The organism is Lysobacter sp. F6437 (assembly GCF_052547215.1).
In genome coordinates, this window is the sequence record NZ_JBQWRB010000004.1 from 93,450 (window position 1) to 108,245 (window position 14,796).

11 protein-coding genes are annotated in these 14,796 nt (G+C 64.9%); 10 read left to right on the plus strand and 1 reads right to left on the minus strand.

Annotation, left to right across the window (positions count from 1 at the left end; translation table 11 throughout):
• The 4 genes from ACT9F5_RS12075 to ppnN all read left to right on the plus strand — a co-directional run bounded on the left by ACT9F5_RS12075 (position 1) and on the right by ppnN (position 6,268).
• Positions 1 to 732, plus strand: coding sequence for an SDR family NAD(P)-dependent oxidoreductase (locus ACT9F5_RS12075; RefSeq protein ID WP_445120206.1), 732 nt, complete (start codon positions 1 to 3; stop codon positions 730 to 732).
• Positions 733 to 751: 19 nt separating this feature from the next.
• Positions 752 to 1,348 (plus strand): YhgN family NAAT transporter, encoded by a 597-nt coding sequence (locus tag ACT9F5_RS12080; RefSeq protein WP_445120207.1) that lies wholly within the window; start codon positions 752 to 754, stop codon positions 1,346 to 1,348.
• A 159-nt stretch (positions 1,349 to 1,507) separates the two neighbouring features.
• Positions 1,508 to 4,780 carry a TonB-dependent receptor domain-containing protein gene (locus tag ACT9F5_RS12085; protein ID WP_445120208.1) on the plus strand — a complete coding sequence of 1,091 codons (3,273 nt, stop codon included), beginning with the start codon at positions 1,508 to 1,510 and terminating at the stop codon, positions 4,778 to 4,780.
• 105 nt (positions 4,781 to 4,885) lie between these two features.
• Complete coding sequence (gene ppnN, locus ACT9F5_RS12090) at positions 4,886 to 6,268, plus strand: nucleotide 5'-monophosphate nucleosidase PpnN (RefSeq protein WP_445120209.1); 1,383 nt, start codon at positions 4,886 to 4,888, stop codon at positions 6,266 to 6,268.
• A 103-nt stretch (positions 6,269 to 6,371) separates the two neighbouring features.
• Here ppnN and ACT9F5_RS12095 read toward each other — a convergent pair whose 3' ends face one another.
• Positions 6,372 to 7,394, minus strand: coding sequence for a histidine kinase (locus tag ACT9F5_RS12095; RefSeq protein WP_445120210.1), 1,023 nt, complete (start codon positions 7,392 to 7,394; stop codon positions 6,372 to 6,374).
• Between the two features lie 227 nt (positions 7,395 to 7,621).
• Between ACT9F5_RS12095 and ACT9F5_RS12100 the strand changes: the two genes are divergently transcribed.
• From ACT9F5_RS12100 to ACT9F5_RS12125, 6 genes are read left to right on the plus strand one after another with little or no spacing between them, the layout of a single operon-like run.
• Positions 7,622 to 8,143: a GspH/FimT family pseudopilin gene (locus tag ACT9F5_RS12100; protein ID WP_445120211.1), complete on the plus strand. Its 522-nt coding sequence runs from the start codon at positions 7,622 to 7,624 to the stop codon at positions 8,141 to 8,143.
• Complete coding sequence (pilV, locus tag ACT9F5_RS12105) at positions 8,131 to 8,655, plus strand: type IV pilus modification protein PilV (RefSeq protein ID WP_445120212.1); 525 nt, start codon at positions 8,131 to 8,133, stop codon at positions 8,653 to 8,655. Before ACT9F5_RS12100 ends, pilV begins: the two co-directional genes overlap by 13 nt.
• Positions 8,652 to 9,905 carry a PilW family protein gene (locus ACT9F5_RS12110; protein WP_445120213.1) on the plus strand — a complete coding sequence of 418 codons (1,254 nt, stop codon included), beginning with the start codon at positions 8,652 to 8,654 and terminating at the stop codon, positions 9,903 to 9,905. The genes pilV and ACT9F5_RS12110 overlap by 4 nt, the downstream gene beginning before the upstream one ends.
• A gap of 9 nt (positions 9,906 to 9,914) precedes the next feature.
• The gene (locus ACT9F5_RS12115; protein ID WP_445120214.1) at positions 9,915 to 10,436 is read left to right on the plus strand and encodes a PilX N-terminal domain-containing pilus assembly protein; all 522 of its coding nucleotides are present in this window, start codon (positions 9,915 to 9,917) and stop codon (positions 10,434 to 10,436) included.
• 10 nt (positions 10,437 to 10,446) lie between these two features.
• Positions 10,447 to 14,325 (plus strand): PilC/PilY family type IV pilus protein, encoded by a 3,879-nt coding sequence (locus ACT9F5_RS12120; protein ID WP_445120215.1) that lies wholly within the window; start codon positions 10,447 to 10,449, stop codon positions 14,323 to 14,325.
• Positions 14,322 to 14,759 (plus strand): type IV pilin protein, encoded by a 438-nt coding sequence (locus ACT9F5_RS12125; protein ID WP_445120216.1) that lies wholly within the window; start codon positions 14,322 to 14,324, stop codon positions 14,757 to 14,759. The genes ACT9F5_RS12120 and ACT9F5_RS12125 overlap by 4 nt, the downstream gene beginning before the upstream one ends.
• The last annotated feature ends 37 nt before the right edge of the window (positions 14,760 to 14,796 follow it).

The window sequence follows — 14,796 nt, forward strand, 5'->3', positions numbered from 1 at the left end:
ATGGACGACAACGCCGCGGCCGCGCTCGACCAGCGCGTGGTGCTGGTCAGCGGCGCGCATGGAGGGCTTGGCAGCAGCGCGGCGATGGCATGCGCGCGCGCCGGTGCAACCGTCGTGTTGCTGGGCCGCAAGCTGCCGAAATTGAACCGGGTCTACGACGCGATCCGTGCCGAAGGTCCCGAGCCGTTGCTGTATCCGCTCGACCTCGAGGGCGCCTCGCCCGACGATTACGCCGAGCTCGCGGGACGGATCGAATCCGAACTCGGACGCCTCGACGGCGTGCTGCATTGCGCTGCCGACTTCCGTGGACTGACCCCGTTGCTGCACACCGATCCGGCGGTATTCGCGCGCGCCATCCACGTCAACCTGACCGCGCCGTGGTGGCTCAGCCAGGCCTGCCTGCCACTGCTGGCGAAGGCCGACGACGCCGCGCTGGTGTTCGCGATCAACGACCTCGCGCGCGTCGGCAAGGCCAACTGGGGCGGCTACGGCATTGCCCAGCAGGGGCTCGCGTCGCTGGTCGGGATGCTGCACTCGGAACTGGCCAACACTTCGGTGCGGGTCGCCGGGCTGCAGCCCGGGCCGATGCGCACCGGACTTCGGGCGATGGCGTATGTCGAACAGGACGACCGCATCGCCCGCGCGCCCGAGGTGTATGCGCCGGCCTGTGTCACCCTGTTGTCGCCGGCAGGCGCCGTCCATCGCGGCCAGGTGTGGGCGCCAGTGCCATGAGCCCCGACAGGAATCCCGCATGACCATCACCTCCGCCGCACTGCTGCTGTTCCTGATCCTGGATCCGCTGGGCAACATCCCGGTATTCCTCAGCCTGTTGCGCAAGCTGCCGCCGCGTCGGCAGCGGGTGGTGCTTGCGCGCGAACTGCTGATCGCGCTGGCGGTGCTGATGATGTTCCTGTGGGGCGGCAAGTACGCGCTGGAGGTGATGCACCTGCGGCAGGAGTCGGTGTCGATCGCCGGCGGCATCGTGCTGTTCCTGATCGGCATCCGGATGATCTTCCCGCGGCCGGAAGGCCTGATGGGCGAGCTGCCCGACGGCGAACCTTTCATCGTCCCGATGGCCATCCCGCTGGTGGCTGGTCCCTCGGGCATGGCCGCGGTGATGCTGATGGGCAGCGAAGATCCTGGCCGGTTGATGGACTGGAGCATCGCCCTGCTGATTGCGTGGGGCGCGACCGCCGCGATCCTGTTTTCCGCGCCGCTGCTCTACAGGCTCATGGGCAGCCGCGCGCTGACCGCGGTCGAGCGCCTGATGGGCATGTTGCTGGTGGCGATCTCGGTGCAGATGTTCCTCGATGGACTGGCCACCTACCTGCAGATCGCACCGCGCTGAGCGACGCCCCACGACAGCCTTCGAATGCATGACCGCTGTCATGAATTTGTCATCCGTTCGCCCTAGTATGTTAATCTACCGTTAACCCGGGGCGGCAGGCATTTGCACCGGGGTCGGGGCTGTTTTTCCTATCGAATCCACACGCCGAGGCCACTCCCAATGACCCAGCCGAATCGCATCCGGTTGTCCAAACTCACCCTGGGGCTGCTCGCCGCCCTTGCCACCGCGCCCGTCTTCGCGCAAAGCACCTCTGCCGGAGTTGGCGGACAGGTCCTCGGTGCCGACGGCCAGCCCGTCGCGGGCGCCCAGGTCACCATCGTCCATGACGAGTCGGGCACGGTCAGCCGCGTGGTCACGGATGCCGAGGGCCGCTACAACGCCCGCGGTCTCCGCGTAGGTGGCCCGTACACCGTCACGGTCAACAAGGCGGGCGCAGGCAGCACGTCGGAAGACGACGTCTACCTGCAGCTGAACCAGGTCGCGACGGTGGATGCCTACCTCAACAATGACGTGACAACGCTGGATGCGGTGCAGGCGGTCGGTGCGCTTGCGCCGGAGATCTTCAGCTCCGACAAGATGGGTACCGGTACCAACGTCGACCAGCAGCAGATCGAGGCACTGCCGTCGATCCAGCGCAGCATCCAGGACTACATGCGCCTCGATCCGCGCCTGGCCCAGACCGACAAGGGCCGCGGCGAGATCTCCGCCGGCGGCCAGAACACCCGCTTCAATGCGATCCGCATCGACGGCGTGTCGACCAACGATCCGTTCGGCCTCGAGTCCAACAACCTCCCGACCCTGCGCCAGCCGGTCTCGATGGATGCGATCGAAGCCATCAACATCGACCTCGCCAACTACGACACCACCATCGCCGGCGGCACCGGTGCCGTCGTCAATGCGGTCACCAAGTCGGGCACCAACGAGTTCGACGGTACTGCCTATTACGTGTTCCGCGACAACAGCATGGTCCGCGAGAACGAGGACGGCACCGACTTCGCCGGCTTCAACGACGAGGAAACCTACGGCTTCACCCTCGGCGGCCCGATCGTCAAGGACAAGCTGTTCTTCTTCGCGAACTACGAGAAGTTCACCCGCGCCGCCCCGGGCCCCGCCTACGGCCCGATCGGGTCCAGCGCGTCCAACATCGTCGACATCACCCCCGAGCAGATCGCCGAAGCGCAGCAGATCGCGCGCGACGTCTACGGCATCGACATCGGTTCGTTCACGGTTCCCGGCGACCTGGAGACCAACGTCGAGGAGTACGCGGTCAAGCTCGACTGGAACATCAGCGACTTCCATCGCGCGTCGATGCGCTACAGCAAGATGGAGCAGGTCGACGCCAACCTGCCGGGCCTCGGCGAAAATTCGCTGTCGCTCAACAGCTACTGGTACGACCACGCGAAAACCTTTGAAAGCACCGTGGTGCAGTTGTTCAGCGACTGGTCGATGGATTTCTCGACCGAGTTCAAGCTGTCCACGCGTGACTACAGCGCCATCCGCGAGCCGCTGGGCAACCCGATGCCGAGCATCGGGATCAACCTCGGCGCCGTGGACAACGTGGACCCGGACCTGCCGGGCACCGGGCCGTTCCTGAACTTCGGCACCGAGGTGTTCTCGCACATCAACCGGGTCGAGACCGAACAGCTCAGCGCGTTCGGCGCCGGCACCTGGTACGCCGGTGACCACGCCATCAAGTTCGGCTTCGACTGGGAGAAGAACGACATCTTCAACCTGTTCGGCCGTGACCTGTTCGGCAGCTACACGTTTGCCGACCTCGAGCACTTCCGCAACGGCCAGTACTCGGAGTACAGCTCGCGTCGCCCGCTCCCGGGCGAGTCGTTCGAGAGCATCGCCGCCGATTTCTCCTATGAGAATCTCGGCCTGTTCGTGCAGGACGACTGGTCGGTCACCGACAACCTGACCCTGATGTACGGCGTCCGCATGGACACCCCGAGCATCGACGAGAGCCCGCGCAAGAACGAATTGATCGAGCGCATCTACGGCCTCGACAACACCGCGACGATCGACGGCCAGGAACTGATCCAGCCTCGCTTCGGCTTCAACTACACCTTCGACAGCGAACGCCCGACCCAGTTGCGTGGTGGCGTCGGCCTGTTCCAGGGCGCGGCGGCCAACGTCTGGATCGGCAACTCGTTCCAGAATGCCGGCTTCACCCCGCAGATCTATGGCCTGGACCTGTCGGATTATGATCAGGCTGAGCGCGACGCCATCTGGGCGCAGTATCCGTTCACCCCGGACCCGGCCAACCAGCCGATCGTGGAAGGCGGGCAGCAGATGGTGGTGGCCCTGATGGACCCGGAGCTCGAGCAGCCGTCGGTCTGGAAGGCCAACCTCGCGTTCGACCACCAGTTGCCGTGGTACGGCGTGGTGTTCTCGGCCGAGGCGCTGCTGACCAGCGTCGAGACCGGCCTGCACTACGAGATCCTGGGCCTGGGCGATCCGACCGCGGTCGGCCCGGACGGCCGCCTGTCCTACTGGTGTGATCCGGAAACCTCCAGCGGCGGCGACCGCTGCAACAGCGGCGACGCAATCGCGGCGTTGCGGGCCAGCGGGCAGCTGCCGGCCGAGTTCGAGAACATCACCGATTGGGGTGGCGACAACGTCATCTACCTGCGTCCGACCAACAAGGGCGAAGGCCAGCAGCTGACCGTGAGCCTGGCCAAGCCGCTGACCGAGAACTGGGGCTGGATGTTCGGCTACACCTACACCCAGGCGACCGAAGTCAATCCGCTGACCTCGTCGCAGGCGCACTCGAACTGGGATGGCCGGGCGATCCTCAACCCGAACACCCCGACCGCGGACACCTCCAACTACGAGATCCGCGACCGCTTCACCGGCGCGCTGACCTGGCGCAAGCCGCTCTTCGGCGACTACAACACCTCGGTCGCGGTGTTCTATGAAGGCCGGTCCGGTCGTCCGTACAGCTGGACCTATCTCAACGACGCCAATGGCGACAGCGAGACCAACGACCTATTCTACGTGCCCAGTGGCCCGGGTGACGTGATCTTCACCGGCGGCGCGGAAATGGAGGCGGCGTTCTTCGACTGGCTGGCCGCGCATCCCGAACTGTCGCGATACAAGGGTGGGGTTGCCCCGCGCAACAGTGCCCAGTCCTCGTTCGTCAACACCTTCGACGTGCGCATCTCGCAGGAGCTCCCGGGCTTCTGGAAGGGCCACAAGTCGGAGATCTGGCTGGACATCATGAATTTCGGCAACCTGCTCAACAAGGACTGGGGGCAGATCAACGAGATTGGCTTCCCGCACGGGCGCCGCGTTGCCGACCTCGAAGGCATCCAGGACGGCAAGTACGTCTACAGCTTCGATCCGGACGACGTGTTCACCGAGCGCCTGTACGACAACACCGGGCAGTCGCGCTGGGCGCTGCAGGTGGGCTTCCGCTACAAGTTCTGATCCATCGGAACCAGGCAGCATCGAGAACGGCCGGGGCAACCCGGCCGTTTTTTTGTCCGGTGCGCTAGAGTCGCCAACTGGAATAAAAACGACCAAGAGAACCGGATGACCGCCCCCGCCAACGCAACCCTCCCCACCGTCGACGCCCGCATCCACCCGCGCGGCGGCCTCGATGTCCTGTCCCGCGCCGAAGTCGCGCAACTGGCCGACGCGTCCGCCGGCGGGCTGCACGACCTGTTGCGTCGATGCGCGCTCGCGGTGTTGACCAGCGGCAGCGCCAGCGACGACCCGCGCGCGGCGCAGGAGCTGTATCCCGACTTCGACATCCAGGTGCACCAGCAGGACCGCGGCGTGCGGATCGACCTGCACCACGCTCCGGCGCTGGCATTCGTCGACGGCCAGATCATCCGCGGTGTCGCCGAACTGCTGGCCGCCGTGGTGCGCGACCTGGCCTATACCGCGATCGACCTCGGGGTCGAGGGCGGCCGTGACCTGACGAGCAGCGAAGGCATCACCGACGCGGTGTTCGGCCTGTTGCGCAATGCGCGCGTGCTGCAGCCGGCCGAGCCCAACCTGGTGGTCTGCTGGGGCGGCCACTCGATCAATCGCGAGGAGTACCTGTACACCAAGGACGTCGGCTACCACCTTGGCCTGCGCGGGCTGGACATCTGCACCGGCTGCGGCCCGGGTGCCATGAAGGGGCCGATGAAGGGCGCCACCATCGCCCACGCCAAGCAGCGCAAGCGCCAGATGCGCTATATCGGCGTGACCGAGCCGGGCATCATCGCCGCCGAGTCGCCCAACCCGATCGTCAACCACCTGGTGATCATGCCGGACATCGAGAAGCGGCTGGAGGCCTTCATCCGGCTGGGCCACGGCATCGTGGTGTTCCCGGGTGGCGTGGGAACGGCCGAGGAGATCCTGTACCTGCTCGGCATCCTGTTGCGCGAGGAGAACGCGGAGGTGCCGTTCCCGCTGGTGCTGACCGGCCCGACCGCATCGGCGCCGTACTTCGAGCAGATCGACAGGTTCATCCGGCTGACCCTGGGCGACGCCGCGACCGAGCGCTACACCATCATCACCGGCGACCCGGCCGCGGTGGCCAAACAAATGGCCGCCGGCGTGCGCAAGGTGCGCGAACACCGCATCGCCCAGCGCGACTCGTTCTTCTTCAACTGGTCGATCAATATCCCGCTGGAGTACCAGCGGCCGTTCGTGCCGAGCCACGAGGCGATGGCCGGGCTCGACCTGCACCAGGGCCGCAAGCCGCACGAGCTGGCCGCCGACCTGCGTCGCGCGTTCTCCGGCATCGTCGCCGGCAACGTGAAGGAGGACGGCATGCGCCGGATCGAGCAGTTCGGCCCGTTCGAGATCCACGGCGATCCGGAAATGATGGCCTCGCTCGATGCACTGCTGAGGGCCTTCGTCGAGCAGCGCAGGATGAAGATCGCCGGGGATTACAAGCCCTGCTACCGGGTGGTCGCGTAGCTGCTTGCCGTGCTCCCTCTCCCGCGCGCGTGTCGTCGAGCGCCTGCGCCGCTGGCGCAGGCCGGGGCACGAAGTGGGGCCGGGGTGAGGGCGCTCTTGCTTCCTAAGCCTCTACCGGCAACCGCACCGTCGCCACAAACCGCCCGTCCACTACCTCCGTCCGCACGCTCCCGCGCCCCCCGGTCAGCGCCTCGATACGCACCTGCGAGGCATTCAGTCCGACCTGGTGCCCGGACATCGCCAAGCCGCCCGGCCGCGGCAACGGATTGCTGATCCGCACGATCACCGTGTCCGGCGTGGTGCTGACCGCCACTTCGATCTCTCCGCTCGGCAGCCGTTCCACCCCGTGCCGGATCGCGTTCTCGACCAACGGCTGGATCGACAAGGCCGGTACTGTCACCGCCGGCAGTTCACGCGGCAGTTCCCAGCGCACCTGCAGGCGCTCGCCAAAACGCAGCGCCTCGATCTCCAGGTAGCGCCGCGCAAGTGACAGCTCGTCTTCGAGTGAAATCTGGCGCGGCCCCGCCAGCGCCGCACGGAACAGGTCGGCCAGGTCCAGCAGCAGACGTTCCGCCGCTTCCGGCTTCTGGTGCACCAACGCCGCGCCCGTGTTGAGGGTGTTGAACAGGAAGTGTGGCCGGATCCGGGCCTGCAACGCCTGCAGCTCCGACTGCTTGGCGCGGACGGCGTGCAGGCGGCCACGCCAGTGGTTCTGGAAGGCGGCGAGGCCGAGCAGGCCCACGGCGAGGACGATGCCGGTCAGCCGCCATTGCATGCCGTTCCACTGGTCCGCCTGCAGCGACCAGACGTCACGGAAGAAGAACCACGCCAGGTTGGAGATGGCTAGTGTGATGGCCAGCAGCAAGGCCAACGCGACATAGGCAACGTGGGGCGGACGCAGGCGGGCCAATGGGCGCCGCAGCAGGTACAACGCCGCCAGCGTGCTCAGCGATATCCACTGGATCGCCAGCGAAATCAACCCGAAGTACCGCAGGCGGTCATCCTCGATACCCGGCGCGAGTGCCAGCACGACGGCCAAGCCCTCCCCGGTGAGCAGCATCCAGATGATGGCTGGTGCCTGCCACAAGGTATCCAGCGGGTCATAGGTGGCTTCGTTTTTCTGCATGGTCCCCGGCATGTTGGCTTGGCCCAGACTGCCCCTCGTAAAGCGTGGGCAGTTTGGCAGACCCGGCCCGGGCCATGGGGTAGTCTGGCCTTGGGGAACCAGGCACCTTGCGGAACAACACCGGTCGTTCGCACGCTCGTCACTGCGAAACGACCGCCTGTCCTGCGCGCGCTTGTACATCGTCCGGCGACCCCGGACGATTAATGTCATAACGCTGGGGAGAGCGTATGTCCGCTAGCAGGACCATCCGAGGGTTCACCCTCGTCGAGCTCATGATCACCATCGCCGTCATGGCGATCGGGCTGGCGTTGGCGTATCCGTCGTTCAGCAGTGTGTTCCGGTCGAACCGGGTGGCCACCCGCACCAATACCCTGATCGCGTCGCTGAATCTGGCACGCACCGAGGCAATCCGCAGCAATCGTGGCGCCGGCGTGTGTTCGTCCGCCGACGGCTCTTCTTGCAATGGCGCCAACTGGGATGCCGGCTGGCTGGTGTTTACAGACATGGACGCCGACGGGCAGATGGATGCCGACGCCGATACCGTGGTTCGCTACGTCGAAGCCGATGCCAACCTCAGCCTGGCGTCGGTCGAGGACGTCATCGTGTTCGACAACCGCGGTCGGCTGGATGCCGAGGTCACACTGACCCTGGAGTCGACCGACTGTCCCGTCAACTCCGAACTGGTGCGCAACCTCACGCTGGGCCGGACCGGCCAGATCCGAATGGAAAAAGCACCATGCACCGAGTGAACCAACGCCGCGTCGTCCGATTGGGTGGCCATGCCATCCGGCGGCCGCAGGGTTTTTCCCTGATCGAGGTCCTGATCGCCTTGTTGATACTTGCCTTCGGCCTGCTTGGCTTGGCGTTCCTGCAGGTGCTCAACGTGCGCTACACCTCGAGCGCGCAGCAGCGTACCGTCGCCACTAACCTGGCCTACGAGGTGTTGGATCTCATCCGCACCAACCAGCAGGCGCGCGAGGAATACAACGGGCTGGACTTCAGCGCCGCCACGGTCCCCGCCGCACCAGGCGGCTGCGATCGCGCAGTGGCTTCCGCCGATGCCAGTGGATTCGCCAACAACATCGCGCGCTGGCAGTGCGAAGTGGTGCATAGCCTGCCTGGCGGCCGCGGCACGGTCGCCGTCGGCGGCGACGGAGTGACTACGGTCACCATCGCCTGGGCCGACGACGTTGGCCAGGCAGACGACAGCAATGCATCCGCACCACAGACCACCTCGTTCACCGTGGCTACCCGGCTATGACCCAGCACATTTCCCGATACCACGCGCGATCCGCGGGCCTGTCGCTCATCGAGTTGATGATCGCAATGGTGATTGGCGTGCTGCTGCTGTTGGGTCTGGTCCAGACCATGAGCGCATCCCGGGCCGCTTACCAGTTGTCCGCGGGAGTGGCACGAACCCAGGAAAATGCACGTTTCGCCATGGACTACCTGCAGCGCGACCTGCGCATGGCCGGACACCTTGGTTGCGTCAATGACCAGGCCCGGATGCAGCCCAACGCCGAGGGCGTCAACCTTCTGTTCATGACCGATGCCCAACGGCTGGCCGGGAACTATCCCGCCGGGCCATTCGCTGGCCGATTCGACATGGGTATCCAGGGCTTCGAGGCAACGGGCACTGCGCCCAACCAAGGCGTCAACCTGCCGTCCGGCGATCCCACCGTAGCGGCGAATGCCAACTCGTGGTCACCGGCGCTGCCAGGCACGCTGTTCAATGACATCGAACCGGTCGCTGGAAGCGACATCATCGTGATGCGCTATTTCTCGCCCGTCGGGGCGAGCCTCGCTTCGTTCGTCGCCAACGGGACTGCGACCTCCACCGTGACCCCGGAGCCGGCCCTGGCAGACGTCACCACCAGCGCGCAGGCAACGGGGCTGTTCGGGGTGTCCGATTGCACCCACGCCAGTGTGTTCGCTGGAGCCGTGGATGGCGGCACCGGCGCGGTGACTGTCAATTCCGGTGCCTCCCAACTGAACAAGTCCAACTTTTCCGGCGAGGAGATCTACCAGCCCTCACAAGCCGTGCTCTATCGCGCCGAGGCGGTGGTGTACTACGTTGGCATTGGCGCCAGCGGCGAGGATCCGGCCCTGTTCCGGGCACGTTTCGAGAGCAACGGCGCAGGTGGTTTCAACACAGCCTCCGAAGAACTGGTCGAAGGAGTCGAGTCGTTGCAGTTGCTGTATGGCGGCGATGACCAGACCGATCCGGCATTGCGACCGACCGGTTACATCTCTCGAAGCAACGTCGCCTCGGCCATAGGTGGCGGGGTTGCAAACCCCTCCAACCTTCAGGCGACCGACTGGCGTCGGGTTGGCTCGGTCCAGATCGGCCTGCTCATGCGCAGCAGCGACCGGGCCGCGGCACAGCAAGCCGACGCCGACATCAACGCGCTTTCCGTGCTCGACGTGCAGATGACCGCGCCCCAAGACGGCTACTACCGCTCCGTCTACGAAAACACGGTTGCGCTCCGCAATCGCCTGTTCGGCAACTAAGGAACGCAGATGATGCGCCGCCTCCCTTCGTTACCCTCGCGCCAGAACGGCGCCGCACTCTACGTGGCGCTGGTCTTCCTCGTACTGCTCGCGCTGATCGGCGTGGCCGGCATGCAGGTGGCACTGCTGCAGGAGCGCATGTCAGCCAACTACCGGGCGACCAACATTGCATTCCAGCGCGCCGAGGCGGTGGCCCGTACCCAGGAAGTCGAAATCGAGACTGCGCTCGGGCCCGCCGGTCTGGGCAGCTTCGTTGCCGACCAGGAGCGCTGCGATCCGACGTTCGACCCGGCTGGCTGGGCACAGGCTCAAAGCCTCGACGCTGTATCCGGTGATCTCCCGGCCGGTTCCGACGGCGAAATGTCGCGTACGCGCCGTGTCGACCTGTGCACGCCTGGCGGCACACTCAGCAAGGGGCTTGCCCCGCTGAGCGAGAAAACCGATCTGTCGTACCAGATCACCGCATTCGCCACCGACCGCGCCGACGATCCTTCGTCAGACGCCGCGATCGACACCATCTTCATTCCCTAAGGGCTTCGCCATGAATGCGAACCGGACCATTCTTGCCGTAGCACTGGGCGCCGCGATTGCCGTCGGGCTTGCCAGTTATTCGTTGTTGCTGCCCGCGTCGCAGGCGGCGCAGGGGCAGGGCACCCTGAGCCAGGCGCCGCTGAACCTCGGGGGCGGCGTCGACCCGGCGTTTATCATGGCGGTCGATGATTCGGGCTCGATGAACTTCGAGATACTGGTGGCCAACCAGAATGGCGAGCTCATCTGGGGCCGGGACGATCGTTGGTCGGAGTACGGATTCTTTGAAGACGATGGCAGCCTGCGCGACGGCGGCGACTACCGCATCCACGATTATCTGGAACTTTTCCCGTTCCCGGGCCGGCTCACCAAACGCAAGGCCGTGCCGCCCACATCGAACTTCGGATTTGCGCGCTCTCCGGATTTCAATCCGGCCTACTTTGATCCGTCTGTAAGTTACGACCCGTGGAAGAACCACGACGGAACCAGTTGGGAAAGCATGGATACGGAAGCGGAGTGGAAGGCCGTAAAGGTCGATCCCCGCAACGGAAGCAGTGTAAGTGGTTCCTGGAACGGCACCCCGTTCAACCTCCTGGACAATGAGGCGCGGGTTACCGAGCTGAACGACCCGGACGACTGGGAAACGGAATGGATGTTCGATTACCGCTACGGCATGGTAATCCCCCAAGGTACCCGGTATTTCGAGTACGACAACTGCGATGGCGTCGATGGCAGCCGGCGCCAGTGGCGCACCGCCGATCGGGATATCACGATCACCGATGACGGGAGTTGCAGGATAGCCATCCGCTATTTCGCGGCCACTTATTACCTGACCACCGCGACCTCGGCTGACGGCAGTTCCGGCGTGGAGGTCGTCAACCAGGCCGGTGGTCCGCGCAGTGGAAAGCTCTATCGCTACGAGATCAAGTCGGGGAACTACTCGGGCGACAGTAATGGCGACGGCAAGGATGACTATCATGCTGCCATGACCAATTTCGCCAATTGGTTCACCTATTACAGGAGCCGCAACCTGGCCATGGTGGCCGCCATGACCAACTCGTTCGACGACGTCGAAAAAATGCGGGTTGGCTACTTCACGATCAACGGATCTCTCCCTGACGTAACCATGCAGGACATGGCGCGGGCCCAGCCGGATGGCTCGGGAGACTACCCCGCCGACTACAATCGCGACGACCTGTATGAGGACATGTTGAAGCTGGAGGCCAACGGCGGTACACCGAACCGGCTTGCGGTGGAGCACATCGGCGACCAGTTCACCCGCACCGACGATGACGCACCCGTCCAGAACGCATGCCAAGTGAACGCTGGAATGCTGTTTACGGATGGATACAGCAACGAAGGCTTCGCCAATGCCGGCGAGCATGATGCCGGCGTCGCATCGATGTTCGGCAGCAGCGCCAGCAATACCATGGCCGACACCGCGGCCAAGTACTACCTGATGAACCTGCGCAGCGGCAACGACTGGGAAGACCAGGTGCGGGTGCCGAGCGAGTGTGAAGCCGACCCCAACGACAAGTCTCTCGATTGCCGCAACGATCCGCACATGAACTTCTATGGGATCACCCTCGGGGCACTGGGCGACAGGTACGGCACCGCTCCCTATGTAAACACGACCGACGAACCAGATGGCGCGCGCGTGGCCGCGATTGCCAACAATCCCGACTGGATCGTCCCGGAAGACGATCAGCCGTCGGCGATCGACGAGATCTGGCATGCGACCCTCAACGCGCGCGGCAAGTTCGTCAACGCGAGTAGCCCCGCGGCGGTCACTGCGGCGATGCGCGAGATCCTCGCCTCGGTCGGCGACGGTGGCGGTCCTTCCGGGAGCATTGGCGTGACCGGCGCGCGGTTGGGCGGCAATTCTCTCGCGATCACTCCAGAGTTCACCGCTGATGGGACGGAATGGTCCGGCGACCTCCAGGCGGAGCGAGTGGCGCTGAGCGCTACCGGAGACATCGAGTACGAAGCGTTCTGGCGTGCCAGTGACGAGCTGCCCGGTCCCGCGGAGCGCAATCTGTTCTTCGCCGCCACGACTTCCGCCGATCCGACCCCCGAGACCCCCGCGGTGCTGGAGTTTTCCGCAGACAACCTGGGTGCCGACGAGGCAGAACGCCTGCGTGCGCTATGCAGTGGGTACAACGTCGGCACCTGCTCCAATGGGGGCACCCGCACGCTGGCCCAGCTCGGAGTGACCGCCGACCAGGCCGTTGCATATCTGCGTGGCGACCAGTCGATGGAGAACACGCTACGCAGACGCGGCGAGGTCATTGGAGACATCATCAACTCCAGCCCGGTGGTGTCCTCACCGCGTGACAACTACGGCTATACCGCCCTGCGCGGCAGTGACGCGACTGAAAGCGATCCTTACGGCTACGGCGCGTACCTGACCGCGAAGCAGAATCGGCCGACGATGGTTTACGTCGGGGCCAACGACGGCATGTTGCATGGGTTCCTCGGCATGCGTGAAAGCTCGACCGGCAACGAGGGCAGGGAGGAATTCGGATACATTCCCGCCACTGCCCTGGGTTACATGGGCAACCTGCTGATGCCGGAGAGCCCGTTCTTCCAGCACCGTTACCTTGTCGATGGGCCAATCGCGGTGTCCGATGCCCGGTTCTCCGCCAACGACTGGCGCACCGTGCTGGTCGGTACCGCGGGCGCGGGCGGCCGCAGCGTGTTCGGCCTGGACGTCAGCAATGCCACCAGCTTCGACGCCAACGACGTGCTTTGGGAGATCAACGACCAGGTTGGCGGTGCGGTCGGTGCCCGTATCGGCCACGTCCTCGGCAAGCCGCTTGTCGTGCCTGTCATGACCTCCGGCGGCGACGTCAGCTGGAAGGCAATATTCGGCAACGGGTACGACAGCAGCATCGGCGCCGACGGCACAGTGACCCTGTTCGTGGTGGACATCGCCACCGGAAATGCCGAGTACATCGATGCTGTGGAGGACGGTGGTCCCAATGTCCCGAATGGTCTTGGCAACATCGTGGCGCTCGACCGGTATCTGGTGAATGGCGGCTCTTTCGAGGATGGCAGCGACGGCTTCGTCGACACCGTGTATGGCGGTGACTTGCACGGCAATGTGTGGAAGTTCGACCTCCGCGACAACACGGTTGCCTTCGACGGGGTGCCGTTCTTCACGGCAACCGATGGCGCCGGCAAGCGGCAGGCGATCACCGGCGGTCTCGAGGCGGCACTTGGTCCGTACAACGGCGTGATGGTGTTGTTCGGCACCGGCAGCTTCTCGTTTGACGGGGACAAGCAGAATACCGATATCCAGTCGGTGTACGGCATCCTCGACAAGGGCGATGACGAGCCTATTACCGGAGCCCGGTCGACGGTTTTGCAGCAGCAGGCCTTGACCGGCGGTGAAATTTCGACCCGCAATCCAGTCAACTATTTCTCCAGGTCGGGTTGGTTCATGGACCTCGGAGTGGTCGCCGCCGATGGCAGCATGGCCAGGACGGGGGAGCGGATGGTCGGCTACCCAAGATTGCAGGGCGGCACCTTCTTCTTCCCGACTTACGAGCCGGGTAGCACGGACATCTGTGCGGGCGGGGGCAACGACTGGGTGTATGGCCTCAGCGCTTTGACCGGTGCAGCCGACCTGAGCAGCTTGCGGATGGATACCCCCGATGGATCACAGAAGGCCGACGGGACTGGACGGGTGAAGCTGAACTCGGCGGACGCCACGGCGGTAAATCGCATGCCGGTCAAGGACATCGCCGTCTTCGCCAGCTCTCCGCTCGCCGGCGGTACGCTGGAAGAGCGACTCGGCCAGCAGTGCGACATCATCATCCAGGCGTCCGGCGCCAAACCGATGTATCGCTGGCGTGCCTGCGGCCGGCAATCCTGGCGGCAAGTACGATGAGGGCATCCGAAATGGTCACCAGTCATTCCCGCAAGCGCGCAGCAGGCTTCACGCTGATCGAGTTGATGATCGTGGTCGCAGTGATCGCGATCCTGGCCGCCATTGCCTATCCCTCGTACGCGGACAGCGTGCGCAAGGGCCGGCGTGGCCAGGCCAAGGCCGACCTGCTGGAGGCGGCGCAACTGGCGGAACGCTATCGCAGCGTCAACAACACGTATGAAGGTTTCACGCCGCCGTCCGCGCAGTCGCCCAAGGAGGGGACTGCGCATTACCTGATCGCGGTGGCCAATGACACCGCCACCACCTACGACCTTACGGCGACCCCGCAGGGGGCACAGCTGGAGGACACCCAATGCCTGGCGCTGAGCATCGACCAGGCCGGCCGGAAGACGATCAGTGACAGCGCGAGCGGCTCGGCTGAAAGGTGCTGGTAGCGCCGTCGGCGGTCCTGGCCAAGCAAGAACAACAAAA

Bases quoted from the DNA above. Each gene is read 5' to 3' on its own strand.
- ACT9F5_RS12100 (WP_445120211.1), top strand. From the start codon at position 7,622: ATGTCCGCTAGCAGGACCATCCGAGGGTTCACCCTCGTCGAGCTCATG.
- pilV (WP_445120212.1), top strand. From the start codon at position 8,131: ATGCACCGAGTGAACCAACGCCGCGTCGTCCGATTGGGTGGCCATGCC.
- ACT9F5_RS12095 (WP_445120210.1), bottom strand. From the start codon at position 7,394: ATGCAGAAAAACGAAGCCACCTATGACCCGCTGGATACCTTGTGGCAG.
- ACT9F5_RS12085 (WP_445120208.1), top strand. From the start codon at position 1,508: ATGACCCAGCCGAATCGCATCCGGTTGTCCAAACTCACCCTGGGGCTG.
- ACT9F5_RS12075 (WP_445120206.1), top strand. From the start codon at position 1: ATGGACGACAACGCCGCGGCCGCGCTCGACCAGCGCGTGGTGCTGGTC.
- ACT9F5_RS12120 (WP_445120215.1), top strand. From the start codon at position 10,447: ATGAATGCGAACCGGACCATTCTTGCCGTAGCACTGGGCGCCGCGATT.
- ACT9F5_RS12110 (WP_445120213.1), top strand. From the start codon at position 8,652: ATGACCCAGCACATTTCCCGATACCACGCGCGATCCGCGGGCCTGTCG.
- ppnN (WP_445120209.1), top strand. From the start codon at position 4,886: ATGACCGCCCCCGCCAACGCAACCCTCCCCACCGTCGACGCCCGCATC.
- ACT9F5_RS12125 (WP_445120216.1), top strand. From the start codon at position 14,322: ATGAGGGCATCCGAAATGGTCACCAGTCATTCCCGCAAGCGCGCAGCA.
- ACT9F5_RS12115 (WP_445120214.1), top strand. From the start codon at position 9,915: ATGATGCGCCGCCTCCCTTCGTTACCCTCGCGCCAGAACGGCGCCGCA.
- ACT9F5_RS12080 (WP_445120207.1), top strand. From the start codon at position 752: ATGACCATCACCTCCGCCGCACTGCTGCTGTTCCTGATCCTGGATCCG.